Annotated in this window: 21 protein-coding genes; 16 read left to right on the top strand and 5 right to left on the bottom strand. The window is 67.6% G+C overall.

Annotated features, from left to right (window positions below; genetic code table 11):
* Position 1 precedes the first annotated feature (1 nt).
* The 4 genes from ACRB8A_RS18520 (at position 2) to ACRB8A_RS18505 (ending at position 6,179) form a co-directional block, all read left to right on the top strand.
* The gene (locus tag ACRB8A_RS18520) at positions 2–991 is read left to right on the top strand and encodes an ABC transporter permease (RefSeq protein WP_056599194.1); all 990 of its coding nucleotides are present in this window, start codon (positions 2–4) and stop codon (positions 989–991) included.
* Positions 988–3,225, top strand: a complete 2,238-nt coding sequence (locus ACRB8A_RS18515) for a dipeptide ABC transporter ATP-binding protein (protein ID WP_432245289.1) — start codon at positions 988–990, stop codon at positions 3,223–3,225. Before ACRB8A_RS18520 ends, ACRB8A_RS18515 begins: the two co-directional genes overlap by 4 nt.
* A 52-nt stretch (positions 3,226–3,277) precedes the next feature.
* Positions 3,278–4,996: an ABC transporter family substrate-binding protein gene (locus ACRB8A_RS18510; RefSeq protein WP_050683635.1), complete on the top strand. Its 1,719-nt coding sequence runs from the start codon at positions 3,278–3,280 to the stop codon at positions 4,994–4,996.
* 115 nt (positions 4,997–5,111) lie between these two features.
* Positions 5,112–6,179 carry a Gfo/Idh/MocA family protein gene (locus ACRB8A_RS18505; RefSeq protein WP_432245288.1) on the top strand — a complete coding sequence of 356 codons (1,068 nt, stop codon included), beginning with the start codon at positions 5,112–5,114 and terminating at the stop codon, positions 6,177–6,179.
* On the opposite strand, the gene ald is transcribed toward ACRB8A_RS18505, so the two are convergent.
* The gene (gene ald, locus ACRB8A_RS18500) at positions 6,176–7,294 is read right to left on the bottom strand and encodes an alanine dehydrogenase (RefSeq protein WP_432246069.1); all 1,119 of its coding nucleotides are present in this window, start codon (positions 7,292–7,294) and stop codon (positions 6,176–6,178) included. The two genes, ACRB8A_RS18505 and ald, sit on opposite strands and share 4 nt — an antisense overlap.
* A gap of 233 nt (positions 7,295–7,527) precedes the next feature.
* Between ald and ACRB8A_RS18495 the strand changes: the two genes are divergently transcribed.
* Positions 7,528–8,748, top strand: coding sequence for a PucR family transcriptional regulator (locus tag ACRB8A_RS18495; protein ID WP_432245287.1), 1,221 nt, complete (start codon positions 7,528–7,530; stop codon positions 8,746–8,748).
* On the opposite strand, the gene ACRB8A_RS18490 is transcribed toward ACRB8A_RS18495, so the two are convergent.
* Positions 8,745–9,134 (bottom strand): helix-turn-helix domain-containing protein, encoded by a 390-nt coding sequence (locus ACRB8A_RS18490; protein ID WP_050683602.1) that lies wholly within the window; start codon positions 9,132–9,134, stop codon positions 8,745–8,747. The two genes, ACRB8A_RS18495 and ACRB8A_RS18490, sit on opposite strands and share 4 nt — an antisense overlap.
* A 48-nt stretch (positions 9,135–9,182) precedes the next feature.
* Between ACRB8A_RS18490 and ACRB8A_RS18485 the strand changes: the two genes are divergently transcribed.
* A complete protein-coding gene (locus tag ACRB8A_RS18485) occupies positions 9,183–9,968 on the top strand; it encodes an alpha/beta fold hydrolase (protein WP_432245286.1) in 786 nt (261 codons plus the stop codon).
* An 18-nt stretch (positions 9,969–9,986) separates the two neighbouring features.
* Here the strand turns inward: ACRB8A_RS18485 and ptsP are convergent, their stop codons facing one another.
* Complete coding sequence (gene ptsP / locus ACRB8A_RS18480) at positions 9,987–11,672, bottom strand: phosphoenolpyruvate--protein phosphotransferase (RefSeq protein WP_432245285.1); 1,686 nt, start codon at positions 11,670–11,672, stop codon at positions 9,987–9,989.
* A 160-nt stretch (positions 11,673–11,832) separates the two neighbouring features.
* Between ptsP and ACRB8A_RS18475 the strand changes: the two genes are divergently transcribed.
* From ACRB8A_RS18475 to ACRB8A_RS18430, 10 genes are all read left to right on the top strand, one after another.
* Positions 11,833–12,558, top strand: a complete 726-nt coding sequence (locus ACRB8A_RS18475) for a TetR/AcrR family transcriptional regulator (RefSeq protein WP_050683599.1) — start codon at positions 11,833–11,835, stop codon at positions 12,556–12,558.
* A 97-nt stretch (positions 12,559–12,655) separates the two neighbouring features.
* Positions 12,656–14,650: a PTS mannitol transporter subunit IICBA gene (locus ACRB8A_RS18470; RefSeq protein ID WP_050683598.1), complete on the top strand. Its 1,995-nt coding sequence runs from the start codon at positions 12,656–12,658 to the stop codon at positions 14,648–14,650.
* Positions 14,650–15,813: a mannitol-1-phosphate 5-dehydrogenase gene (locus tag ACRB8A_RS18465; protein WP_050683597.1), complete on the top strand. Its 1,164-nt coding sequence runs from the start codon at positions 14,650–14,652 to the stop codon at positions 15,811–15,813. The genes ACRB8A_RS18470 and ACRB8A_RS18465 overlap by 1 nt, the downstream gene beginning before the upstream one ends.
* Positions 15,814–16,013: 200 nt before the next feature.
* Positions 16,014–16,964: a siderophore ABC transporter substrate-binding protein gene (locus tag ACRB8A_RS18460; protein ID WP_432245284.1), complete on the top strand. Its 951-nt coding sequence runs from the start codon at positions 16,014–16,016 to the stop codon at positions 16,962–16,964.
* A 23-nt stretch (positions 16,965–16,987) separates the two neighbouring features.
* Positions 16,988–17,995: an ABC transporter permease gene (locus ACRB8A_RS18455; protein WP_432245283.1), complete on the top strand. Its 1,008-nt coding sequence runs from the start codon at positions 16,988–16,990 to the stop codon at positions 17,993–17,995.
* Entirely contained in the window at positions 17,988–19,049 is a 1,062-nt protein-coding gene (locus ACRB8A_RS18450; RefSeq protein WP_432245282.1) for an iron chelate uptake ABC transporter family permease subunit, read from the top strand. Before ACRB8A_RS18455 ends, ACRB8A_RS18450 begins: the two co-directional genes overlap by 8 nt.
* A gap of 37 nt (positions 19,050–19,086) precedes the next feature.
* Positions 19,087–19,845 carry an iron ABC transporter ATP-binding protein gene (locus ACRB8A_RS18445; RefSeq protein ID WP_050683595.1) on the top strand — a complete coding sequence of 253 codons (759 nt, stop codon included), beginning with the start codon at positions 19,087–19,089 and terminating at the stop codon, positions 19,843–19,845.
* 39 nt (positions 19,846–19,884) lie between these two features.
* Positions 19,885–20,394, top strand: coding sequence for a GNAT family N-acetyltransferase (locus ACRB8A_RS18440; RefSeq protein ID WP_056599173.1), 510 nt, complete (start codon positions 19,885–19,887; stop codon positions 20,392–20,394).
* Between the two features lie 49 nt (positions 20,395–20,443).
* Positions 20,444–20,887: a MarR family winged helix-turn-helix transcriptional regulator gene (locus ACRB8A_RS18435; RefSeq protein WP_200933647.1), complete on the top strand. Its 444-nt coding sequence runs from the start codon at positions 20,444–20,446 to the stop codon at positions 20,885–20,887.
* 108 nt (positions 20,888–20,995) lie between these two features.
* Positions 20,996–22,237: an MFS transporter gene (locus ACRB8A_RS18430; RefSeq protein ID WP_050683592.1), complete on the top strand. Its 1,242-nt coding sequence runs from the start codon at positions 20,996–20,998 to the stop codon at positions 22,235–22,237.
* A 1-nt stretch (position 22,238) separates the two neighbouring features.
* On the opposite strand, the gene ACRB8A_RS18425 is transcribed toward ACRB8A_RS18430, so the two are convergent.
* Both ACRB8A_RS18425 and ACRB8A_RS18420 read right to left on the bottom strand, forming a co-directional pair.
* Positions 22,239–23,843: a DUF6297 family protein gene (locus ACRB8A_RS18425; RefSeq protein ID WP_432245281.1), complete on the bottom strand. Its 1,605-nt coding sequence runs from the start codon at positions 23,841–23,843 to the stop codon at positions 22,239–22,241.
* A complete protein-coding gene (locus ACRB8A_RS18420) occupies positions 23,830–24,516 on the bottom strand; it encodes an ABC transporter ATP-binding protein (protein WP_056599166.1) in 687 nt (228 codons plus the stop codon). Before ACRB8A_RS18420 ends, ACRB8A_RS18425 begins: the two co-directional genes overlap by 14 nt.
* Positions 24,517–24,530 lie beyond the last annotated feature (14 nt).

Here is a 24,530-nt window from a genome sequence, read left to right as displayed (position 1 = left end):
CATGACCAACCTCAACGCCGTAGACCCGGCAGCAGTTGCCCAGGACGCACACCTGGAAAACGCCGACGTCGTTATTGGCAAATCCACCATCATCTTCCGGCGCTTCCTGCGCAACAAAACGGCTGTGGCCGGGCTGGTCATCTTCCTGGCCCTGGTGGTGTTCTCCTTTGTGGGCAACTTCTTCACCACCTGGGACAAGGAGACCATCGACCCCTTCAACATCGGCATGCCGCCGTCCGCGGAGCACTACCTGGGCACCTCACAGGCAGGCATCGACCTGTACGCCATGACCGTGGAAGGAACGCGGATCTCCATCCTGATCGGCCTGATCGTGGGCCTGGTCTCGGTGCTGATCGCCGCCGTCTACGGCTGCACCATGGCCTACTTCGGCGGCAAGGTGGACAAGGTGATGCTCTTTGTCCTCGAGGCGCTCATCATGATGCCCGCGCTGCTGGTGGTGGCCGTGGCCACCAGCGGGGGCGGCGCCAACTTCAAGCAGAACCTGCCCTCGTGGCTGCTGCTGATCATCGTCCTGCTGATCTTCAGCTGGATGGGAACGGCCCGGCTCATCCGGTCCCTGTCCATGTCCCTGATGCAGCGCGACTTCGTCAAGGCCGCCCAGTACATGGGCGTCCCGCCCCGTCGGATCGTGTGGCGGCACCTGGTGCCGAACATCGGCTCGCTGCTGGTCCTCGACATCACCCGCGGCGTCACCGGCGCCATCCTCGCCGAGGTGGCCTTCTCCTTCATCGGCATCGGCATCAAGGTCCCGGACGTCAGCCTCGGCGTGCTGATCGGCGCAGCCACCTCACAGGTCCAGACGTTTCCCTGGATGTTCTGGGTGCCCCTGGCGGTGATGTTCCTCCTCACCGGGTCGCTGGCCATGATGAACGACGGGCTGCGGGACGCCTTTGATCCCAGTTCCAGCTCCGTGGGCAAGGCCCGGAAGACCAGTGCCAGGAAGAACCGCGCGGAGATGAAGACCCCATGAGCAGCGAAACCACCACCGGGGCCTTCGAGCCCACCCCGTCCACCGTGGAGCGGCTGCACGTCGCCGGCCTCCACGCCCCCACCGACGCCGTCCTGTCCGTGCGGGACCTGAACGTCCGGTTCAATTCCGAGAACGGCGTGGTCCACGCTGTCCGCGGCGTGGACTTCGACCTGCTGGCCGGCAAGACCCTGGGCATCGTGGGCGAGTCGGGTTCAGGCAAATCGGTCACGTCCCTGGCCATCATGGGGCTCCTGCCGCCCACCGCCGAGGTAACCGGCTCAGTCCGGCTCCACGGCAGTGAACTGCTGGGACTCAGTGACAAGGCCATGTGCGCCTACCGCGGGAACGACCTCGCCATGGTGTTCCAGGACCCGCTCTCCTCCCTGACCCCCGTCTACACGGTGGGCGCCCAGATCGTTGAGGCGCTGACCATCCACAACCCCGCGATGAGCAAGCAGGCCAAGGAGGCGCGCGCCGTCGAACTGCTGGCCATGGTGGGCATCCCCAGCCCCAAGGACCGGCTGCGGGCATTCCCGCACGAATTCTCCGGTGGCATGCGGCAGCGTGTGATGATCGCGATCGCCATCGCCAACAACCCTCGGGTGCTCATCGCCGACGAACCCACCACCGCCTTGGACGTCACCATCCAGGCCCAGGTCCTCGAGGTGCTCCACACCGCCCAGGAGGAAACCGGCGCGGCGGTGGTGATGATCACCCACGACCTCGGTGTGGTGGCCGGCATGGCGGACGACATCATGGTGATGTACGCCGGCAAGCCCGTGGAAACCGGCATGGTGGACGAGATCTACTACAACCCCCGGATGCCCTACACCCTGGGCCTGCTCGGGGCGGTGCCCCGCGTGGACGTCTCGGAGAAGTCCTCCCTGATCCCCATCGAGGGCATCCCGCCGAACCTCATCCACGCGCCCACCGGCTGCTCCTTCGCCCCCCGCTGCCCCCTGGCCACCGACGCCTGCCTCGAGGGCGAACCGGCGCTGCTGCCCGTGGCCGGCAGCGGCCCGCACAGCGCCGCGTGCATCAAGTCGGACTCCCTTGGCCAGGACGTGGACGGGCACGAAGTGTTCTCCGCCCCGCCCGTTCCCGTTTCCCGTTTCGACGCGATTCCCCGCAACGAACGCGCTACGGTGCTCCAGCTCAACGATGTCCGCAAGCACTTCCCGCTGACCAAGGGCGCACTGCTGAAGAAGCGGATCGGCACCGTCAAAGCGGTTGACGGCCTGAGCTTCGACATCCGCGAGGGCGAATGCTTCTCCATCGTGGGGGAGTCCGGCTCCGGCAAAACCACCACGCTCCTGGAAATCATGGAGTTCCACAAGGACCAGGACGGCGAGGTGGTGATCGGCGGCATCAGCAACAAAAAAGCCACTGATGCCCGGACCAAGAGCGCCATGCGCCGGGAACTGCAGATGGTGTTCCAGGACCCCACCGGCGCCCTTGACCCCCGGTTCACCGTCTACGAGGTCCTCGCCGAACCCCTCCAGAACGCGGGAATGGACAAGCCCGCCATCCGGAAGCGGATCATGGAGCTGATGAAGCTCGTGGGCCTGCAGCCGGACCACGTGAACCGCTTCCCCAACCAGTTCTCCGGGGGCCAGCGCCAGCGCATCGGCATCGCCCGGGCCCTGGCAGTCAACCCCAAACTGGTGGTCCTGGACGAACCGGTCTCCGCCCTGGACGTCTCCGTCCAGGCCGGCGTCATCAACTTGCTGGACAAGCTTCGGGCCGAACTGGGGCTGAGCTACCTGCTGGTAGCCCACGACCTCTCGGTGGTCCGGCACATCTCCAACCGGGTTGCCGTGATGTACCTGGGCAAGATCGTGGAAGTGGGCGAGGTGGACCGCGTGTTCGATAACCCCCGCCACCCCTACACCAGGGCCCTCCTGTCCGCCATCCCGGTACCGGACCCGCACCTGGAGCGCACCAGGGAACGCATCATCCTCAAGGGCGACCTTCCCTCTCCCCTGGATGCCCCCAAGGGCTGCAACTTCGCCACCCGCTGCCCGGTTTTTGCCGCGTTGCCGGCGGCGAAGCAGGAAAAGTGCCTCACGCTGGAGCCGCCCCTGGAAGCCGCCGGGCCGTCGTCGGCCGTCCAGGTCCTGGAAGCCGGCTCCGCGGAACCCCTCGACCAGCGCTTCGCCTGCTTCTTCCCCGACGGGGAACTGGACGAGGAAATGCTTGTGGTCCACGATTCGGCGGAACACAATGCACCCTAGATTTTTCCGACCCATCACCAGCATCACCACCCGCACCAACGAAGGGAACACCATGAGGAATCTGACGAAGATCGGCGGAGCAGCAGCCATCGCTGCGGCTCTAACGCTGACGGCATGCGGCAACGGCGGCGGGTCCACCGGCCCCGAAACCGCCAAGGGGCAGGAGTCGGGCAGCGACCTCTCAAAGCTCATCAGCGTCAACGAGAAGCCGGCAGCAGACCTGGAGCAGGGCGGCAAGGTCACCCTTCCGCTGGGCAACATCGGCCCGGACTTCAACGGTTTCTCCAACAACGGCAACAGCGCGGACAACTCCGCCCTGCAGATCCCGATGAACCCGGTGGCCATGAACAGCGGCGGCATCGGCGGCTGCTGGAAGGTCGACTTCCTGGGCAAGGTCACGCCCAACACCGACTTCTGCGAGACCGTGGACAGCGAGGTGAAGGACGGCAAGCAGACCATCACCATCAAGGTCAACGACAAGGCCACCTACAACGACGGCACCCCCATCGACGTCAAGGCCTTCCAGAACACCTGGAACATCCTCAAGAGCCCCGACGCCGGCTACGACATCGTCAGCTCCGGCGCGTACGAGTTCGTCGAGTCCGTCGAGGCCGGCAGCAGCGACAAGGAAGTCATCGTCAAGACGACCCAGCCTGTCTACCCCGTGGATTCGCTCTTCTTCGGCCTGATCCACCCGGCCGTGAACACCCCGGAAATCTTCAACGAAGGCTTCAACGGCGACATGCACGCCGAGTGGATGGCCGGCCCGTTCAAGCTGGACCAGTACGACACCGCGGCCAAGACCGTGACCCTGCTCCCCAACGAGAAATGGTGGGGCGCCAAGCCGGTCCTGGCCAACGTCACCTTCCGCCAGCTGGAAAGCAGCGCAGCCATTGCCGCTTTCAAGAACGGCGAAATCGACGCCGTCTCCGCCAACACCATCACGCCGTACAAGCAGCTTGAGGGCACCAAGGACGCGGACATCCGCCGCGGCCAGCGCCTCTTCGCCGGCGGCATGAACATGAACGCCCAGCGGATCACCGACGTTGCCGTCCGCAAGGCCGTCTTCGCCGCCGTCGACCGCGAAGCACTGCGCAAGGTCCGCTTCAACGGCCTGAACTGGGAGGAGCCCAGCTCCGGTTCCATGATGGTGCTGCCGTTCTCCGAGTACTACCAGGACAACTACCCCGTCAAGGAAACCGGCGCCGACGCAGCCAAGAAGGTGCTGACCGACGCCGGCTACGCACCGAACGCCAACGGCATCATGGAGAAGGACGGCAAGCCCGCCGCCTTTAAGATCAGCAACTTTGGCGACGACCCCACCACCCTTGCCTTCACCCAGACCCTGCAGAAGCAGCTCCAGGCCGGTGGCATGGATGTTGGCATCGACCAGCGCGCTTCGGCGGACTTCGGCAAGGTCATTGGCGGCCGCGAGTTCGACATGAGCGTCTCCGGCTACACCGTGGGTCCTGACGCAACGGACGCCGTCAAGCAGTACTACGACTCCAAGACCAACGAAAACGAACTGGGCGACGCCGAGCTGGACAAGAAGATCGCCGATCTCGCATCCATCGAGGACAACGCAGAGCGCAACAAGGCGGCAATGGAAGTTGAGAAGGAGCACATGGCGAAGTACTTCTCCATGGGCGTGGTTATGAACGGCCCGCAGATCTCCTTCGTCCGCACGGGCCTGGCCAACTACGGCCCGTCCCTGTTCCAGAGCCTCTCGCAGGTTCCGGACTGGACCACCCTGGGCTGGGAAAAGAAGTAATCCCCACCTGATCCGGGTTTTTCCGCGACGCTCCCCCACCTCGCAGCCTTTACGGGCTGGAAGTGGGGGAGCGTCTGCGTTTAAGCCCGGAACGTGGGGGAGTAGCGTGGAGGCCATGACCGGCATCCCCGAAGACCGCCCCATCCGCACGGCCATTATGGGCTACGGCCTCTCCGGGAGCGTTTTCCACGCCCCGCTGATCGCCGCAGACCCCCGGTACGCCCTGGATCTTGTGGCCACGTCGGACCCGGGACGGCAGGCCGCGGCCCGGCAGCTCCAGGGTGCGGAGGTGGTGGCCGACGGCGGCGCGGTCCTTGAGCGTGCGGCCCACCTGGACCTGGTGGTCCTGGCCACCCCGCCGGCCACCCATTTCCCGCTCGCGAAGGCCGCGCTGGAGGCCGGGCTGGACGTGGTGGTGGATAAGCCCTTCGTGGTCACCAGCGCGGAAGGCCGGGAGCTGGTGGACCTGGCACGCAGCCTGGGCCGGGTCCTTACGGTCTTCCAGAACCGGCGCTGGGACGGTGACTTCCTGACCGTCCGGAAGCTCCTGGCAGCCGAGGCGCTGGGTCCAGTGACCCGCTTCGAATCCCGTTTCGAACGGTGGCAGCCCGTCATTTCGAAGGCCTGGAAGGCCACTGCCACGGCGGTCGATGGCGGCGGCACGCTCTTTGACCTTGGCAGCCACCTGATCGACCAGGCGCTGGTACTCTTCGGCCCGGCCCGGGTGGTCCACGCCGAGCTGCTGGCGCGCCGTTCGGACGAGCGCGTCGACGACGACGCTTTCCTGGTACTCCGGCACCACTCGGGAGTGACCAGCCACCTCAGCATGAACATGCTCTGCGCCCAGCAGGGCCCGCGGTTCCGGATCCTGGGCTCCGTGGGTGGCTTCACCAAACACGGCGTGGACCCGCAGGAACCATATATCGCCGCAGGCGGCAGCCCACTGGACGCCGGATACGGCGTGGAAGCCCCGGAATGGGCCGGGCTGCTGGGCCGGGACGGACACCTGGCCGCGCTGCCCACCGAACGGGGTGCGTACCCCGAGTTCTACCGGCTCCTCGCGGACCGGCTGGCTGGCGGTGGCACAGCTTCGACGGCGCCTTTGCCGGTGGACCCGGAAGACGCCGTCGAAACCTTGAAAATTATTGAAGCGGCCAGGGAGCTGGCCGGTTCGGCAGGCTAGGCGGAAACCAGTTCGTGCCAATCAGCCGTAAGCGGCAGGCCGTGGGCCTCGGACACGGAGTGGTGTGCCACGTGGCCTGCAGCGATGTTCAGGCCTGCAGCGAGGGCGGGGTCACGGTCAAACGCGGCCTTGACGCCCAGGTTGGCCAGCGACACGGCGTACCGGAGCGTGACGTTGGTCAGGGCGTAGGTGGACGTGTTGGGGACCGCGCCGGGCATGTTGGCCACGCAGTAGAAGATGGTGTTGTGGACCCGGTACGTGGGTTCCTGGTGCGTGGTGGGGCGGGTATCTTCGAAGCAGCCGCCCTGGTCCACCGCGATGTCCACCAGGACGGAGCCCGGCTTCATGCGGGCCACGAGGTCGTTGGTGACAAGCTTGGGTGCCTTGGCACCGGGGATCAGCACGGAGCCGATCACCAGGTCCGCGTCGATGACGGACTTCTCGATTTCGTACTTGTTCGACGCCACGGTCTTGAGCCGGCCCTGGTACTGGGCGTCCAGTTCGCGCAGGCGGTTGATGTTGATGTCCATGATGGTGACGTCTGCACCCAGGCCCAGGGCCATGGCGGCGGCGTTGGTGCCCGCGACGCCGGCGCCGAGGACCACAACCTTGGCGGGGCGGACGCCCGGGACGCCGCCCAGGAGGACGCCCTTGCCGCCGGCGGGTGCCATCAGGGACGCGGCGCCCACCTGGACGGAGAGCCGGCCTGCGACCTCGGACATCGGGGCCAGCAGCGGCAGGGCCCGGCCGTCCTGGACGGTTTCGTACGCGATGGCGGTGACGCCGGCATTGATCAGTTCGCGGGTCAGTTCCGGCTCCGCGGCGAGGTGCAGATAGGTGAAAAGCACCAGGCCCTTACGGAACCGGTGGTACTCCGCCGCGATGGGTTCCTTGACCTTCATGACCATGTCCGCACGGCCCCACACATCATCCGCGTCGGTGACGATCTCGGCGCCCGCAATGGCGTATTCCTCGTCGGTGATCCCGGAACCGAGGCCCGCGCCGCGCTCCACCAGGACCGTGTGGCCGTGGCTTTGGAATTCGTTGACACCGGCGGCCGTAATGGCTACGCGGAACTCGTTGTTCTTGATTTCTTTGGGGACGCCGATGATCACGGGAAGCTCCAGGTTCTCGGCGGGATTCGCCGGAAAGTACTGATATTTGATGTACTTCCACGATAAATCCGGTTGTGAGCCAGCCGACATTGACCACCAGTGCCCGATGCCATGGTTCCCCGCCATTCCGGGACTTTCGATGGCCTGTGCTCGACACATGTCGAGGTCCGGGGCGGCAAGTGTCGCCTCATGTCCGTTCGTTGCGGCGGCCCGGCAGGCAGTACTGTGGGCCCATGCAGCAGCAGGGTGTGGAACAGCTCGTGGAACAGGTGGCGCAGAAACTGGGCCGCGGCCTCTCCCTGGAGGACCTCGACGGTTTGCTGCTCGCCTACAGCTCCAACCAGTCCCACGCCGACCGTGTCCGGGTCAACTTCCTGCTCAGCAAAAAAGTGCCGGCGGACGTCAGCGCCTGGCAGCTCTCCCACGGCATCGCCACCGCGGTGCGTCCGGTGGTGGTCCCTGCCAACCGCGCGCTGGGCATGCTGGGCCGCATCTGCGTCCCGCTGATGGTCCGCGGCTTCCGGGTGGGGTACCTCTGGGTCCAGCAGGACTCAGTGGAGGAAAGCCCGACGGCGATCCTCACCCAGTTGCCGGCCGTCAACCATGAGCTGGAGTCGCTGTCCGGGCTGCTGCTCGAATCCAACACCGCCGAATCGGAATTCCGCCGCGGCCGGGAACGCGAATTCCTGGCCGCCTGCGCGGGGGAGCCCAACGCCGTCGCTGCCGTGGCGGGCTGGAAGGAAGTCCAGGGCCGCGGACCCTGGCAGGTGGTGACCGTCCTGGACGCTGAGGGCTGGGCCGGCGGTCCGGATTCTTTGGCCTCCACCCTGATCCACCGCTCCACAGCACTGCAGGCAACAGTGGGGGTGGACGCCGCGCTGTTCAGCGCCGGCACCGAGACGCATTCTGTGCTGCTGTTCCGCGAGTCAACGGGCCGGGCCAACCATGCGCAGGTGCTGGTGCACTACCAGCTGGAGCTGGCCAAGCGTTCGGGCCGGCCGGTCCACCGCATCATCTTAGGCATCAGCGAGGGCTTCGGCAGGACCCGGGGGCTGGCCGAGGCCTACCGCCAGTCGCGGCTGGCGGCGCAGGCCGCTGCGGTTGATCCGCAGCTGGGGGAACTGGTGGACTGCCGCTCCACCGGGGTGTACCAGCTCCTGGCCTCCGCCGGCGGTGGTGTGGGCGCCTGGGCGGACTCCGGTTCCGTGTACTTCCGGATGCTTGAGGACCACGACCGTAACGGCGAATTGATACCGGTGCTGGAGCTGCTTTATGACAACGACGGCTCCGTGCAGGACGTGGCGGCCAGGCTGCACCTGCACCGCAGCAGCATCTACAACCGGCTGGGCCGGATCCGCCGGCTGCTGGGTGTTGATCCGCTCAAGGGGATGCCCCGGCTGGAACTCTCGGCGGCGCTGAAGATGCGGCGCTGGGCGGGCCGGCCCCGTATCTAGGCGGCCGGGCCCGCGGCGGCATCCCGCTTCTGCTGGTCCACCCAGGCCAGGATCGCCGCCAGCGGGATCCTGCGGTGGGTGCCGCGGTACTCCACCGGAATCTCGCCGCGGTCCGTCATGTTCCGCAGGTACGTGTGCGAGATGCCGGCAAGTTCGGCCGCCTTGGAGGTGGTGAGCATCTCCTCGACGCTGCTGACAGTCACCGCCTCGCTCCTGCCAAAACGCCGGAGCAGGTCCACTACCGCGTCGGCCGCCAATGGCGGAAGCCGATGGACGGTGCCGTCCACAAAGACGGTGATGTCCTCGCTTCCCTCCAGCGCACGGGCCAGGCGCTCGGCATCGTCACGGGGCAGGGCGCCGGTCATCCTGGGAGCTATCAGTGCCATGGGATCAGCCTACCGGCGTCCTTCCGGGCCCGGCGGTATGCTCGGCCGATGACGTTAAGTGGCGGCCGGGCCGTGGAATCCGGCGGACTGCACGGCACCCTGTACGCAACGGCCGGCCCGCAGGCCGGCGGTGGGCAACGGCCTGCCTACGTGTTGCTGCACGGTATTGGGGTTTCGCACCGGTACCTGTCCCGGCTGCACCGCGAACTGGCCCGGGACGCGGACGTCTACTCGTTCGACCTGCCGGGCTTCGGCGGGACTCCGCGACCGCCGCGGCAGCTGCAGGCGGCGGACTACGCCGCTTTTGTGCTCGGAGCCATGGCCGCCGAAAGGCCCGGCACCTTTGTGGTGGTGGGCCATTCCATGGGCAGCCAGTTCGCCGTTGAGGCGGCGCTGCAGGCACCCGACCGCGTTACGGCGGTGGTGCTGATGGGGCCGGTGGTGGACGCGGCCCGGCGGAGTGTGCCCCGGCAGGCCGCCGCGCTGACCAGGGACGCCATGTTCAGTGAATCCCCCGGCGCCAACAGCATCGTGTTCACCGATTACTTCCGGGCCGGGCCACGCTGGTACCTCACCGAGCTGCCGGTCATGATGGCCTATGCGATGGAGGACCGGCTGGCCGGCGTGGCCCAGCCGGTCCTGGTGCTCCGCGGCGCCAGGGATCCGGTGGCCCGGCTGCCGTGGTGCCGGCGGCTGGCTGCGGCGGCACGGAACGGCGCCGTGGCCGAAGTCGCCGGACAGGGGCACGTCTTCCAGCACACGGCGGCCGGCGTGGCCGCGGCAGCCATCAGGAGCTGGGTGCGGGCCCCGGACGGCTTCGGCGTTACCGCCTGACCCGCAGCACCCGGTGGCTTAGAGGCCCAGCTCAGCCAGGACCGGCAGCTTCTCCCGGACCCAGTTCCGCGCCTCGGTGGCGCTCGGCGCCGACAGGGCCAGTTTGGCAAGTTCCTGCGCTTCGGCCAGGGTCACGGTCTTGAGCACTGCCGCAACAGCGGCCAGCGAACGGGCCGTCATGGACAGGGTGGTCACGCCGAGTCCGGTGAGGACGACGGCGAGGGCCGGGTCGGCAGCGGCCTCGCCGCAGACGCCAACAGGCTTGGCGTTTCCCTCGGCCCGGGAGCCTTCAACCGTGAGTCCCACCAGCCGCAGGACGGCGGGCTGCCAGGGGGTGTTGAGGTTGGCCAGCGGCCCGAGCTGCCGGTCCGCGGCCATGGCGTACTGGGTGAGGTCGTTGGTGCCCAGGCTGGCGAAGCCCACCTCGCGCAGGATCGCCTCGGCGGTCAGGGCGGCGGAGGGGACCTCCACCATAACGCCGGGCGTTTTGATGCCTGCGTCGGAGCACATGGAAGCGAACCGGGCCGCTTCCTCCGCCGTCGAAATCATCGGGGCCATAACCCACACGTCCGCCTCGGACTGCTTTTCGGCCAGGGCAATGGCTTCGAGCTGCCGGTCCAGGACCCCGGGTGTGGTGAAGTCGGTGCGGTACCCGCGGACGCCCAGGGCCGGGTTGGGCTCGGTGGAGTCGGTCAGGAACGGCAGCGGCTTGTCGGCGCCGGCATCCAGCGTCCGCAGGACCACCTTTTTGCCCGGGAAAGCGTCGAAAACGCTCTTGTAGGCCGCGGCCTGCTCCTCAACGGACGGCTCGGAGTCCCGTTCCAGGAAGCAGAACTCGGTGCGGAACAGGCCAACACCCTGCGCGCCCAGCTTGGCCGCCGCCTCAGCGTCCTTGCCGCCGCCAACATTCGCCAGCAGGGGCACCAGGTGCCCGTCCGCGGTGATGCCCGTGCCGCTGAATTCAGCCAGCAGGGACGCCGTGGCCGCCCAGGCCGTGGCAGCCTCGCGCAGCGAATCATCGGGAGCGGCCGTGATGGTACCGGCGGCGCCATCCACGTAGACCTCGGTGCCATCCTGGAGTTCATCCACGCCCACGGCGGCCACAACGGCCGGCAGGCCAAGGGAACGCGCAATGATGGCCGTGTGGGACTGCGGACCGCCGCCGGCAGTCACCAGGGCCAGGACCTTGTTGGGGTCCAGGGTTGCGGTGTCAGCGGGCGCCAGGTCCTCGGCCACCAGCACAAACGGCGTGGCGGACGTGGGGATGCCGGGTGCCGGGACGCCGCGGAGCTCGGCCACAATCCGGGCCCGGACATCCAGGACGTCCGTGGCGCGCTCCGCCATGTAGCCGCCCAGGTTGTGGAGCATCTCCGAGACCGAGGAGCCGGATTCCCAGATGGCCCGCTCGCTGGAGATGCCCCTGGCCACCAGCTTGGCTGCACCCTTGATCAACATGGTGTCCTTGGCCATCAGTGCCGTGGCTTCCAGGACGGCCTTGCCGTCCCCGATGGCGTGGGCTGCCCGGGCCTTAAGCTCGTCGTGGACCGACTGCGAGGCTGCTTTCAGCGCTGCAGTGGCTTCCTCCGCCGTGGTTCCTTCGGCCAGCTGTTCCCCCGCGGGCGGTTCGCTGATCGGTTTGGGCATCTGGCGGATGGTGCCGACGATGCGGCCGGGGCTGACGCCTACTCCTGGGAAGTTCTGCACTGAAGGTCCTATTCTCTGCCGGTAGCCAGGCCCGTCAAGATCTCCGGCGCCCTGCCGGTGCCGCCGGCGGACTGCTACGTCCGGAGGTGGAAAACGTGCCTGAAAAAATTGTATGTGATTCAGTTCATATAGCGATGCTATAGGTGCTAGGGTAGCGGTTATGAGTTTGGATGGCCAGCTTCCCCCGAAAATGCGGCTGCTCCGTGCTGCCGCGGAGCTGTTGGCCAAGTCTGCCGGCGCGCCCGTTTCCACCCGCCAGATTACGCAGCTGGCAGGGGTCACGGCGCCCACGCTTTACCACCACTTCGGTGACAAGGAAGGTCTGTTCGACGCCGTTGTCGCCGCAGGGTTTGAAGAGTACGTCGCGGGTGAAAGGGATTTTGCCCCCTCCGGAAAGCCTCTTGAGGACATCCGGAGAATGTGGGACAACCATGTCCAGTTTGGCCTTAACCAGCCGGAACTGTACCTGGTGATGTTCGGCAACATCCGCCCGGAAAACCGCCCCGCCATCGTCGCCGATGCCGAGGCGCTGATGGAGGAGATGCTGAACAAGGCAGCGGCGGCGGGCCAGCTGAACGTCCAGCCCCGGGAGGCGGCCAGGTCCATCCTGGCGGCCAACGTGGGTGTGACGCTCATGCTGATTGCGGAGCCCGCCACCGAACGCAACCTCGAACTGTCCACCATGACCCGGGATGCCATGATCTTTGCGGTGTCCGCCGAGCCTGCCAGCGGCTCGGCAGCGGGGGATTCCGGGAGATCCTCGGTGGTGGTGGCAGCGATAGCCCTGAATGCCGCGCTTCAGGCCTCGCACTCGGACCAGCTTTCCAGCTCGGAACTCAAGCTGTTCCTCGAATGGCTTCACCGCATCTCAGCCAGCCCGGCCTAGCCGCGGCACGGCAGGCGCACCCGTTCCATCAGCAGCACGTCGTCGGAAATCATCGGACCATCCTGCGGAGCAGCAGGAATGACGGTTAGGAAATCACATGGCAACAGAGACAGTTGCAAAACCACGCACCAGCGCGCGGGTCCACGTCCAAAAGTTCGGGACCTTCCTGTCCGGCATGATCATGCCCAACATCGGCGCGTTCATCGCCTGGGGCCTCATCACGGCCCTGTTCATTGAAAAGGGCTACATCCCGATCCCCGAACTGGGCGGTTTCGGAACCAACGCCGACGGCGATCCCAACGTGGGCATCGTCGGGCCCATGATCACCTACCTGCTGCCCCTCCTGATCGGCTACACCGGCGGCCGCATGGTCCACGATGTCCGCGGCGGCGTGGTGGGGGCCATCGGCACCATGGGCGTCATTGTGGGCGCCGGCATCCCCATGTTCATCGGCGCCATGATCATGGGGCCCCTGGGCGGCTGGACCATGAAAAAGCTCGATGCGTTGTGGGACGGCAAGATCCGGCCCGGCTTCGAGATGCTGGTCAACAACTTCTCCGCCGGCATCTGGGGCGCCATCCTGGCCCTGATCGGGTTCTTCGCCATCTCCCCCCTGGTTGCGGCCTTCACGGACGCGGCCGGCAAGGTGGTGGAGTTCCTGGTGAACAACGGCCTGCTGCCGCTGACGAGCATCTTCATTGAACCTGCCAAGGTCCTCTTCCTGAACAACGCCATCAACCATGGCGTACTGACACCCCTGGGCATCCAACAGGCGCAGGTGGACGGCAAATCGATCCTGTTCCTCCTCGAAGCCAACCCCGGCCCGGGCCTGGGCATCCTGCTGGCCTTTATGCTGTTCGGCCGTGGCGCCGCCAAGGCCTCCGCCCCCGGCGCAGCAATCATCCACTTCTTCGGCGGCATCCACGAGATCTACTTCCCGTACGTCCTGATGAAGCCGGCCCTGATCCTCGCCGCCATCGCCGGCGGCATGACCGGCATCGCCACCCTGTCCCTGACCGGCGCTGGTTTCCGGGCCCCGGTGGCCCCGGGCTCCATCATCGCCGTCTACGCGCAGGCCGCCAGTGACAGCTACATTGGCGTCACCCTCGCTGTTGTGCTGGCCACCGCGGCATCCTTCCTGGTGGCAGCGGTCATCCTCCGGGCGTCCAAGGACAAGGGCGAGGGCGACCTCAGCGCCGCCACCTCCAGGATGGAGGGCATGAAGGGCAAAAAGAGCTCTGTCTCCAGTCACCTGGGCGGCGGTTCCGGCAACGTTGCAGTGCTCGCCGGTCCGGTCCGCTCCGTGGTTTTCGCGTGCGACGCCGGTATGGGCTCCAGCGCCATGGGCGCCTCGGTGCTTCGGAACAAGATCAAGGCGGCAGGCTTCCCTGACGTCAAGGTCACCAATTCGGCCATCGCCAACCTGAGCGACACCTACGACATCGTGGTGACGCACCAGGACCTGACCGAACGGGCCATGCCGGCCACCGCCAGCGCCACCCATTACTCGGTGGACAACTTCATGAACAGCCCCAAGTACGACGAGATCGTTGAGCTGGTCCGGCAAAGCAACTCCGACGCCGGCACGGCAGCACACGCCTCCGAGGCCGCAGCGCCCGCCCCGGCGGCTGCGGCGGAACCCGCCGCAACCGCCCCCGGCGCAGACATCCTGGCCCGCGAAAGCGTGGTGCTGACCGGATCGGCCACCACCCGTGACGCGGCCATCGACGAAGCCGGCCGGCTGCTCCTGGCCCGCGGCGCCGTGGACCAGGGCTACGTTGACGCCATGCACGAACGCGAGGAATCGGTGTCCACCTACATGGGCAGCTTCCTGGCCATCCCGCACGGCACCAACGCCGCCAAGGACCACATCATCAAGTCCGCCGTCTCGGTGATTCGCTACCCGCAGGGCATCGACTGGAACGGCAAGCAGGTCAAGTTTGTGGTGGGCGTGGCCGGCGTCAACAACGAACACCTGCACATCCTGTCCTCCATCGCCAAGGTCTTCACGGACAAGGCCCAGGTGGCCCGCCTCGAGGAAGCCACCACCGTGGAGGAAGTCCTGGAGCTCTTCGGAAAGGTCAACTCATAGTGAAGTCAGTACATTTCGGCGCCGGCAACATCGGCCGCGGCTTCGTGGGGCTGCTGCTCCACGAGGCCGGCTACGAGGTGGTGTTTGCAGACGTTGCGGAAGGTTTGATCGACCAGCTGTCAGCGGCTTCCAGCTACCGGGTCCACGCGGTGGGGGAGGAGCCCACGGTGCATTCCGTGGACAACTTCCGGGCGCTGAACTCCGGCAGCCAGGAAGCCGACCTGGTCGCGGAGATCGCCACGGCAGACGTGGTGACCACCGCCGTCGGACCCCACATCTTGAAGTTCGTGGCACCCGTGATCGCCAAGGGCCTCGCGGCGAGGTCCGCGGACCTCGCGCCACTGCAGGTGATGGCCTGCGAAAACGCCATCAACGCCACGGACATCCTGGCCGCCGAAGTGGGTGCCAGTCCGGAAGCCGGCCAGGGTGCGCTGGCCGGCCGCGCGGTGTTCGCCAACACCGCCGTGGACCGGATCGTCCCCAACCAGGAACCCGGCCAGGGCCTGGACGTCACGGTGGAGACGTTTTACGAGTGGGTCATCGACCGGACACCGTTCGCCGGGAACGCCCCGGAAATCCCCGGCGCCACATTTGTGGACGACCTCGCGCCGTACATTGAACGGAAGCTCTTCACCGTCAACACGGGGCACGCCTCGGCCGCCTATTTCGGGTTTGAGGCCGGGCTGGAGAAGATCTCGGACGCCATGGCGGACCAGGACGTGGCCGAGGACGTACGCGCCGTGCTGGCGGAGACCAAGCAGCTGCTGGTCTCCAAGCACGGCTTCAACGCCGATGAGCAGGAAGCCTACGTCCAGAAGATCCTGGTCCGGTTCTCCAACCCGCACCTCCCGGACACCGTGAACCGGGTGGGCCGGGCGCCCCTGCGCAAACTCAGCCGGAACGAACGGTTTGTGGGTCCCGCCGCGCAGCTGGCGGAACAGGGCATCGTCCCGGAGGCGCTCCTGGGGGCCATGGCGGCGGCCCTGCGCTTCAACGACCCCGCCGATGCCGAAGCCACTGAACTGGCGCAGATCCTGGCGTCCGCCAGCGCCGCGGATGCCACGGCCAGGATCACCGGGCTGGAGCCGGGCCACCCACTGTTCCAGGCGGTGGCAACCCTGGTGGAAGAGCGCCAGGCCGAGGTGGCCGGTACTCCCGCCTGAGCCGCAGCCCGGCCCGCCGGGTGCTTGACCACTGCCCGCGACGCCGGCACCCACCTGGGTGCCGGCGTCGTTGTGTGTGATCCGCCGCACAATATGCACCGCATGACGTTTTCCGTTTTGAAGTTAGCCTTTCCTTACTTATAGGCTTCCCGGTATTAGGCAACAGAGTTGTGACGTATTACCGGAAACTGGAGAATGACGTGAAGAAGAGACTGTCGAGCTACCTGGGGGCGCTTGCGACGGGGGCGGCCCTCCTGGCCGTGACCGCATGCGGCGGGAGCGCAACAGCAACGTCCGTTGAAGGGGAAGCCAGGACGATCACCGTGGAGCACGCCCAGGGCAGCACCGCAGGAGTTCCGGTCAACCCGGAGAAGGTCTTCACGTTTGACCTTGGCATCCTCGACACCATGGATGCCCTCGGCGTGGACCCGGCCGGTGTCCCCGAGGCCAGCTACCCCGCATCCCTGGAAAAGTACGCCGACGCCAAGTACACCAAGATCGGCTCCCTGAAGGAACCCGATTTTGAAGCCGTCAGCGCCGGCGACCCGGACCTCATCATCATCACCGGCCGCACCGCCGGCGCGTACGCCGAGCTGAGCAAGATCGCCCCCACGATCGACCTGTCCATCGACGCCAAAGACCCGATGGCCAGCTTCAAGTCCCAGAGCGAAAAGCTGGGGGCCATCTTCGACAAGTCGGCAGCAGTTGAAGAGCAGCTCGCGGCCGTGGACGCCACCGTGACTGAAACCAAGGCCAAGGCCGCCGGCGCCGGCAAGGGCCTGATCGTGCTGACCTCCGGCGGCGAAGTCACGGCCTACGGCGCAGGCTCGCGCTTCGGCATCATCCACGACGTCCTGGGCGTGCCCACCGCCGCGGAGGTCAAGAGCGAGGGCAGCCACGGCGAAGCCGTCTCCTTCGAGTACATCAAGGCGACCAACCCGGACATCCTCTACGTCATCAACCGCGACACCGCGATCGGCACCGAAGGTTCCACCGCCAACCCCATCCTGGACAACGAGCTGGTCAAGTCCACCAACGCCGCCAAAAACGGCAGGATCGTCAACCTGGACCCCGCCGGCTGGTACATCGTGGGCTACGGCCTGAACAACGTCAAGGCCATGGTTGATGCCGTGGCCGGCTCCGTAGCCTGAGCCCAGCCCGGGTTGCCGCAGCCATGACCGTCACCGCCGTGCGCCCGGCCGCGCCGGCACCCCCCAGCCAGGCCCGCAGGACGGCGGGCCTGGCTGCGGCCGTTGCCGGCGTGCTGGCCCTGGCTGCGGCCAGCATGTTCATCGGCGTCAGCGACGTCTCCCTCCCCGCCCTGCTGTCCGGTGACCAGGCAACGGCCGAGGTCTTCTGGATTTCCCGGGTGCCGCGGACCCTGGCCGTGGTCCTCGCCGGGATGGCCGTGGCCGTGGCGGGGCTCATCATGCAGCTCATGGCCCGGAACCGGTTTGTGGAACCCTCCACCGTGGGCACCGTTGAAGCCGCCACCCTTGGCATCCTGGTGGTCACCGTCTTCGCCCCCGCCGCGCCCATGCTGGTCAAAATGCTGGTTGCCAGCGGGTTCGCCCTGCTGGGAACGGCGCTTTTCCTGGCCATCCTCCGCCGCCTGCCCGTCCGCAACACGCTCCTCATTCCACTGGTGGGCATCATGCTGGGCGGCGTCATCGCCGCCGTCACCACCTTCTTCGCCTACCGCTTCGACCTCCTGCAGACGCTCAGCAACTGGATGATCGGCGACTTCTCCGGCGTGCTGCGGGGCCGCTACGAACTGCTCTGGATCGTGGCGGTCCTGATGCTGGTGGGCCTCCTGGCGGCGGACCGTTTCACCGTAGCCGGCATGGGACAGGACTTCACCACCAACCTGGGCCTCAACTACGCCCGCACCATGCGGCTGGGACTGGTGATTGTCTCGCTGATCTCCGCCGTGGTGGTCACCACCGTGGGCGCGGTCCCGTTCCTGGGGCTGGTGGTGCCCAACATCGTCTCCCTGGTTTTCGGTGACAACCTCCGCCGGTCCGTCCCCTGGACCGCCCTGATGGGGGCCACCTTTGTGCTGGCCTGCGACATCATCGGCCGCACCATCCGCTACCCCTACGAGGTCCCGGTGGGCATGGTGATGTCCGTGGTGGGCGCCATCGTGTTCCTCATCCTGATCCTGAAGAAGCGCAATGCCTGAAACAGCCCCCGCCCCTGCCCGCCCCGGTGTGCCCGCTGGCCCCCGGGCGCCGCATGGTCCGGCCCGGACCGGAGCCGGCCGCCGCCTCAAAGCCGCCATCCGCAACGCCCCGCCGCACTTGGTGGCGGCCGTGCTGCTGGTCCTGGCGGCCGCCGTCGTCTGCTTGTTCCTGTTCTTCGACCTCAAGGGGAACGTGGGCTACATCCTGCCCCGCCGCGCCATCAAGGTGGCCGCCATGCTGCTGGTAGCGGTGGCTGTGGGCGTGTCCACCCTGCTGTTCCAGACCGTCACCGCCAACCGCATCCTGACGCCCTCCATTATGGGCTTCGACTCACTGTACATCCTGATCCAGACGGCCCTGACGTTCACGCTGGGCGCCGCCACCGTCGTGGCCGCACCGCCCACCCTGCAGTTCGGCCTCGAGGTGCTGCTGATGGTGGCCTTCAGTGCGCTGCTGTACCGCTGGATGTTCACCGGCGCCGCCCGGTCCCTGCACCTGCTCCTGCTGGTGGGCGTGATCCTGGGCAGCCTGTTCCGGGGCTTCTCCTCCCTGCTGCAGCGGCTGATGGAACCCAGCGAATTCATCATCCTGCAGGACCTCTTTTTCGCCTCCTTCAACAACGTGGACCCCGCCCTGCTGGGAGTCTCCGCGCTGATCATCCTGGCCGTCTGCGCCGCCGTGTGGCGTTCCCGGCACACCCTGGATGTCCTGGCGCTGGGCCGCGAAGTGGCCATCAACGTGGGGGTGGACCACCGGCGGGTGGTCATGCTGGTACTGCTGGGCTGCTCGCTGCTGGTGGCCGTCTCCACGGCGCTGGTAGGACCCGTGACCTTCTTCGGCCTGCTGGTGGTCAGCCTGGGCTACCAGCTGTGCCGCGGGTTCAGCCACGCCTGGCTGCTGCCCATCGTCGTGCTGATCGGCGCCGTGGCCCTGGTGGGCGGCCAGCTGGTCCTGGAAAAGGTCTTCGGCTTCGGCACCGCCCTGAGCGTTGTCATCGAATTCACCGGCGGCATCCTGTTCCTCTACCTGCTCCTGAAAGGCTCGCTCAAATGATCCGCCCCACCCCCCGCTCCGGCTTCGGGGCCCGGCCATGATCGAAGTCCGCAACGTCTCCAAGAGCTACGGCGGCGTGGCCGTCCTGGACGACGTCACCTGCACCATCCCCCAGGGCGGCATCACCTCCATCATCGGGCCCAACGGCGCCGGGAAATCCACCCTGCTGGCCCTGATCAGCAGGCTGCAGCCGCTGGAATCCGGCGCCGTCTCGGTGGCGGGGCTGGACGTCGCCGGCACCGACAGCCGCGAGCTGGCACGGACCATGGCCATCCTGCGGCAGGAAAACCACCTCACCATGCGGCTCACCGTGCGCGACCTGGTGGCTTTTGGCCGGTTCCCGCACTCCGGCGGCCGCCCCACGGTGGCGGACAAGGCCAAGATCGAGGAAGCCATTGGCCACCTCGACCTGACGCCCATGGCGGACAAGTTCGTTGATGAGCTCTCCGGCGGCCAGCGCCAACGCGCCTTTATCGCCATGGTGCTGGCCCAGGACACCTCCTACCTCCTGCTGGACGAGCCGCTCAACAACCTGGACATGAAGCACTCCGTGGAGATGATGCGGCTGCTCCGCCGCCTGGCCGACGACCTCGGCAAAACGGTGGTGCTGGTGGTCCACGACATCAACTTCGCGTCCTGCTACTCGGACACCATCCTGGCCATGAAGGACGGCCGGCTGGTCCACCAGGGCAGCCCCCGGCAGATCATGCAGCAGGCCATGCTGCGCGACGTCTACGACATCGACATCCGGATCGAGGAAATCGACGGGAACCGGATCGGGGTCTACTTCTCCTGAACTCGCCCGACGCCGGGGCGCACGGGTAGCGTGGGGCGCATGACGACGCCCCCCGCAGCGCTCCTGTCCACCGATGTTGCCGGCGGCACGTTCCTCCTGCGTGAGGCCACCAGCGCGGACCTTCCGGACATCCTGCGGCTCCTCGCCGATGACCGGCTGGGCGCCGGCCGCGAGGACCAGGCAGACCTCGCACCGTACCTGGCAGCGTTCACCGCGATCGACGCCGACCCCGCCCACCAACTGGTGGTGGGCCGGTTCCTTGGCCAGGACGGCAGCGACACCATGGCTGCAACCTGCCAGCTGAGCATGCTCCCCGGCCTTTCCCGGCAGGGGTCGTGGCGCGCGCAGATCGAAGCTGTCCGCGTGGCGGCGGAGCTGCGGAGCCACGGCCTGGGCGGGATCATGATCCGGTGGGCCATTGCGGAGTCCCGGCGCCGGGGCTGCACCATGGTGCAGCTGACCACCGACAAGTCCCGGACCGACGCGCAGCGCTTCTACTCCCGGCTGGGGTTCACGGGCAGCCACCTGGGCATGAAGCTGGTCTTCTGATGCAAGGCCACTTGACCATTAGGCACCCTAACTATTAGGATACCTAAGTATGAGTATCCCTCTGATCACCGACCCCCAGTTGCTGGCCCTGGCCCAGGATTTCCGCGAAAACCTGCGCCTGAGCGTCTACCTGGCCCGGCGGCTCGATTCCGAAGGGGAGCTCAGCTCGGTCCAGATCAGCACACTCAAGATGCTGTTCGACGGCGGCGTCCGGGTGGGGGACATTGCCCGCAACCTCGGCGTCAAGGTTCCCAGCGCCACGGAACAGATCATCAAGCTCGAGAAAGCCGGCCTGGCCAGCCGGGGCCCGGATCCGCACGACTCCCGCGCCGTCCTGGTGGACATCACGCCGGCGGGGCGCAGCGCCGTCGACGCCGCCAACCGCAAACGCAACGCGGCCGTGGCCGCCATCCTCGAATCCCTCGATGACAACGACCGGGCCGCCCTGGCGGCGGCGCTGCCCGTCATCGCGAAGATCAACGCCGCAGGCTGACCACCCCGCCGGGATGCCCGGCCACCACGCGCCGCCCGCACGTCCGGCGCGCACACCGCCGTCGACCCCAAAAGTCGACGCAAACCCGTGAATCAGGAGATTTTTCCCATGAAGGGCACGCTCGCAGGAGCACAGCCGGCAGCAGCACTGCCGGACGCAGAAGACACCCTCAAGGCCGAAAAGGCATCGTTCCTCAAACAGCCCAAGGCTGTGTGGGCCACTGCAATCGCCGCGGTGTTTGCGTTTATGGGCATCGGGTTGGTTGACCCCATCCTCCCCGCCATCGCCAAGAACCTGGACGCCAGCCCCAGTGAAGTATCACTGCTGTTCACCAGCTACTTCCTGGTCACCGCCATCGCCATGCTGGTGACCGGCTGGGTGTCGTCACGGATCGGCGGCAAGCGGACCCTCCTGATCGGCCTGGGCATCATCGTGGTGTTTGCCTCGCTCAGCGGCACCGCCACCAGCGTCAACGAACTGGTCGGCTTCCGCGCCGGCTGGGGCCTGGGCAACGCCCTCTTTGTAGCCACCGCGCTGGCGGTCATCGTCGGCGTGGCCAGCGGCGGCGCCGGAACAGCCATCATCCTCTATGAGGCAGCCCTCGGCCTGGGCATCTCGCTCGGCCCCCTCCTGGGTGCCCTGCTGGGCGGCTGGCAGTGGCGGGCTCCGTTCTTCGGCACCGGTGTGCTGATGGCCATCGCCTTCATCGCCCTCCTGGCGCTGCTGCCCAAAACCCCCAAGCCCCAGGCCAAGGTCCGGCTCCGCGACCCGCTCCTGGCCCTGGGCCACAAGGGCCTGCGCACCACCGCCGCCAGCGGCCTCTTCTACAACTACGGCTTCTTCACCATCCTGGCCTTCACCCCCTTCATCCTGGGCATGGACGCCTACGGCATCGGTGGCGTGTTCTTTGGCTGGGGCGTGGCAGTTGCAGTGTTCAGCGTGTTTGTGGCCCCCGTCCTGCAGAACAGGTTCGGCGCCGTCAAGGTCCTCACCGGCACCCTCACGCTGCTGCTGCTGGACCTGGTGGGCATCGGCCTGGCCGCCGGAAACTCGGTGCCCGCAGTAGTGGTCCTGGTCATCGTGGCCGGCGCGCTGCTGGGCGTCAACAACACCGTGTACACGGAACTGGCCATGGGCGTCTCCGACTCACCCCGGCCCGTCGCGTCCGCCGGCTACAACTTCGTCCGCTGGATGGGCGGCGCCCTGGCACCCTTCCTGGCGGCCCAGCTGGGTGAGCATTTCGGCCCGCAGGTGCCGTTCTTCGCCGGAGCCGTGGCCATGGCCGTGGCCATCCTGGTGGCGTACAGCGGCCGCAAGTACCTGACGGCGCACGAACCGCACCTGGTCTGAGCTACCGCCCGGCGCCGGGCCGCGCGGGACCGGACAGCAGGACGAGCAGCACCGCCGCCCCGCTCACCACCGCCTGGGCCGCCAGCAGTGCCGGGAAGGCCTGGCCCAGGTACAGGGCCAGGCCCGTGGGCAGCAGGCACAGGATGGTGGCATCCAGTCCGCGCAGCAAGGAAGCCAGTTGGGTCCGGGGAACCGGGCCCATCGGCGTATCCACCGGCGGCAGGGTCCAGTCGGCCGCGGGCCGGGTGGCGCCCCGGACCGTCCCGGCGCCCATTCCCAGGCCGGCCAGCGCGCCCATCAGCACCAGCAACGGCCCGCCGGCCCCCAGCAGCACCAGCGTTCCCGTCAGCACCGTCATCCACAGGGCAAGGGCGGCGGCCGGCATCAGCATCCTGCTGGCGCGGACCTGGGCAGGGGACAGCGGCAGGAGGGCGTCCAGTTCGGGCAGCAGGGCCGTCCGACGGGCCACCGTCCCCATTCCGCTGGCCACGGCGCACCCGGCCACAGCCACAAAGGCCAGCTGCATCGGCGCCGGAAGGCCGGCGTCGGAAATCATCAGCGCCAGGCAGGCGGCCAGCCACAGCCCGGGAGCGGTAAACCCTGGCTGCAAGCGGAGGAATGCGGCAATGTCCGCCCTGACCAGTCCGGCCAACGGACCCCGCGTGGGCCGCCGGTACAGCTCAGCGGCGCGTCCGGCCGCCGCGGACCGGGGTTCGCCGGCAAGGGAGCGGAGCAGCTCGTTTGCATCCAGGAAAAACACCGACGCCCCGGCGTGGCCGGACACGGCGCCGCCCCGGATCAGTTCGGTGCTGCCGACGGTTCCCGCGCGCCGGAGGGCAACCGTCAAAACGACGACGGCGGCAGCCACCGCCAGCGCCACCGCTCCCAGCCCCGGCATCCCCGGCATCCCCGGCGGCCAGCCGGTGCCCGCGACCCGCGGCAGAAGGGCCAGCAGGGCAAGGACCAGCGCAATGACGGCAGCCCCGGCCCTGCGGCCGGTACGCGCACCCTGCGGCCCGAGCTGCAGGATGGCGGCGGCGCCCAGGACGGTCAGGGCGGCTGCGCCGAAGGTTGCCGCGGCCGCGGCATGCGCGCCAACCGTCAGGTCCAGGCCAGTCAACAGGCTGAACGGCAGGTAGCCCACGGCGCTGCCCAGCCCCACCCAAATGATCCGGCGCCGGAAGGTGGGCAGCACCATCGGGCCCCGGTCCACAGGCAACGGCAGCCACCAGGCGCCCTGCGCGCCGGTGACAGCCACCGGACCAAGGCGGCGGGCCACGGTGAGGATGCCCGCGAGGGCCGCGTACGTCATGAGGAACCACAGGACGGCGGCCGGCAGCTGCAGCGGACTTCCCGTAACCAGGCCGCTTCGCCCGGGATCGTTGCCTTCGATCCCGTCCCGGAGGGCAAACACGAAGGAGACCGCCATCGCGGCCGCGCAGCCGAACGCCAGGACGGACGTGTAGATGTCCGCAAAGGCATCTCCCAGGCTTGTCAGGGAGCGGTTGTAGGTTCGCGACTGCGCCCTGGTGAAGGCCACTGCTTCCCGGGCCAGCCGGCGTTCCGGCCCGCGCGTGACCAGACCGGGAGCCTTAGAGGCCTGCAATGAATGCCGCCCCTTCGTCAGCCGGGACCGTGGCCACCTCCGCCTTGATCACCAGGCAGGAAGTGGCTGTCCGGACCAGGAGCGTGGGATCGTGCGTCACCAGCAGGACAGCCCCGCCGGCGGCAGCGTGCTCCCGGATCCGGCCGGCCAGGGCGTCACGCATCACGGGGTCCAGCCGCTGTTCCGGTTCATCGAGGATCAGCAGCGAGGCCGGCCGGATAAAACCCGCGGCCAGCAGCAGCCGCCGCCGCTGCCCTGATGAGAGGGCGTCCGGAACCGCTGTGGCCCGGTCAGTGAGGCCAAAAAAGTCCAGTTCGGCGGCCACGCATTCCTCTGCGTTGGCCAGCGAATGGCCACGGGCCACCAGGAGCAGGTGCTCGGCCACGCTGAGGGACGGAAAGAAGAGGTCGTCGTCGAACACTGCTGCGACCTGCCGGCGGAAGTTCACCGCGTCCCGGTCCACCAGCAGGCCGTGGATCCGGACGTCGCCGGAGAGCGCCGGCTGGCGCCCGGCAAGGGTCTGCGCCACGGTGGACTTGCCGGCCCCGTTGACTCCCACCACGCCCAGGATCTCGCCGGCCCTTACCGCCAGGGTGACTTCGCCGCACACCGGCACGCCGCCGTACCCCACCAGCAGCTGCCCGGCCTCAAGTACCGCCCCCGATTCCGTCATCCTCCAAACCTATC

This window comes from Arthrobacter sp. G.S.26, assembly GCF_050847375.1.
Taxonomy (GTDB): Bacteria; Actinomycetota; Actinomycetes; order Actinomycetales; family Micrococcaceae; genus Arthrobacter.
Note: the sequence above shows the minus strand (reverse complement) of the source record. Positions and strands in the feature narration are given on the sequence as shown.

What these genes read in the sequence shown, in the direction of transcription:
- ACRB8A_RS18455 (WP_432245283.1), top strand. Translation starts at nt 16,988, where the DNA reads ATGACCGTCACCGCCGTGCGCCCGGCCGCGCCGGCACCCCCCAGCCAG.
- ACRB8A_RS18495 (WP_432245287.1), top strand. Translation starts at nt 7,528, where the DNA reads ATGCAGCAGCAGGGTGTGGAACAGCTCGTGGAACAGGTGGCGCAGAAA.
- ACRB8A_RS18505 (WP_432245288.1), top strand. Translation starts at nt 5,112, where the DNA reads ATGACCGGCATCCCCGAAGACCGCCCCATCCGCACGGCCATTATGGGC.
- ACRB8A_RS18445 (WP_050683595.1), top strand. Translation starts at nt 19,087, where the DNA reads ATGATCGAAGTCCGCAACGTCTCCAAGAGCTACGGCGGCGTGGCCGTC.
- ACRB8A_RS18440 (WP_056599173.1), top strand. Translation starts at nt 19,885, where the DNA reads ATGACGACGCCCCCCGCAGCGCTCCTGTCCACCGATGTTGCCGGCGGC.
- ACRB8A_RS18485 (WP_432245286.1), top strand. Translation starts at nt 9,183, where the DNA reads ATGACGTTAAGTGGCGGCCGGGCCGTGGAATCCGGCGGACTGCACGGC.
- ACRB8A_RS18475 (WP_050683599.1), top strand. Translation starts at nt 11,833, where the DNA reads ATGAGTTTGGATGGCCAGCTTCCCCCGAAAATGCGGCTGCTCCGTGCT.
- ACRB8A_RS18520 (WP_056599194.1), top strand. Translation starts at nt 2, where the DNA reads ATGACCAACCTCAACGCCGTAGACCCGGCAGCAGTTGCCCAGGACGCA.
- ACRB8A_RS18510 (WP_050683635.1), top strand. Translation starts at nt 3,278, where the DNA reads ATGAGGAATCTGACGAAGATCGGCGGAGCAGCAGCCATCGCTGCGGCT.
- ACRB8A_RS18450 (WP_432245282.1), top strand. Translation starts at nt 17,988, where the DNA reads ATGCCTGAAACAGCCCCCGCCCCTGCCCGCCCCGGTGTGCCCGCTGGC.
- ACRB8A_RS18490 (WP_050683602.1), bottom strand. Translation starts at nt 9,134, where the DNA reads ATGGCACTGATAGCTCCCAGGATGACCGGCGCCCTGCCCCGTGACGAT.
- ACRB8A_RS18435 (WP_200933647.1), top strand. Translation starts at nt 20,444, where the DNA reads ATGAGTATCCCTCTGATCACCGACCCCCAGTTGCTGGCCCTGGCCCAG.
- ACRB8A_RS18420 (WP_056599166.1), bottom strand. Translation starts at nt 24,516, where the DNA reads ATGACGGAATCGGGGGCGGTACTTGAGGCCGGGCAGCTGCTGGTGGGG.
- ACRB8A_RS18430 (WP_050683592.1), top strand. Translation starts at nt 20,996, where the DNA reads ATGAAGGGCACGCTCGCAGGAGCACAGCCGGCAGCAGCACTGCCGGAC.
- ACRB8A_RS18470 (WP_050683598.1), top strand. Translation starts at nt 12,656, where the DNA reads ATGGCAACAGAGACAGTTGCAAAACCACGCACCAGCGCGCGGGTCCAC.
- ACRB8A_RS18515 (WP_432245289.1), top strand. Translation starts at nt 988, where the DNA reads ATGAGCAGCGAAACCACCACCGGGGCCTTCGAGCCCACCCCGTCCACC.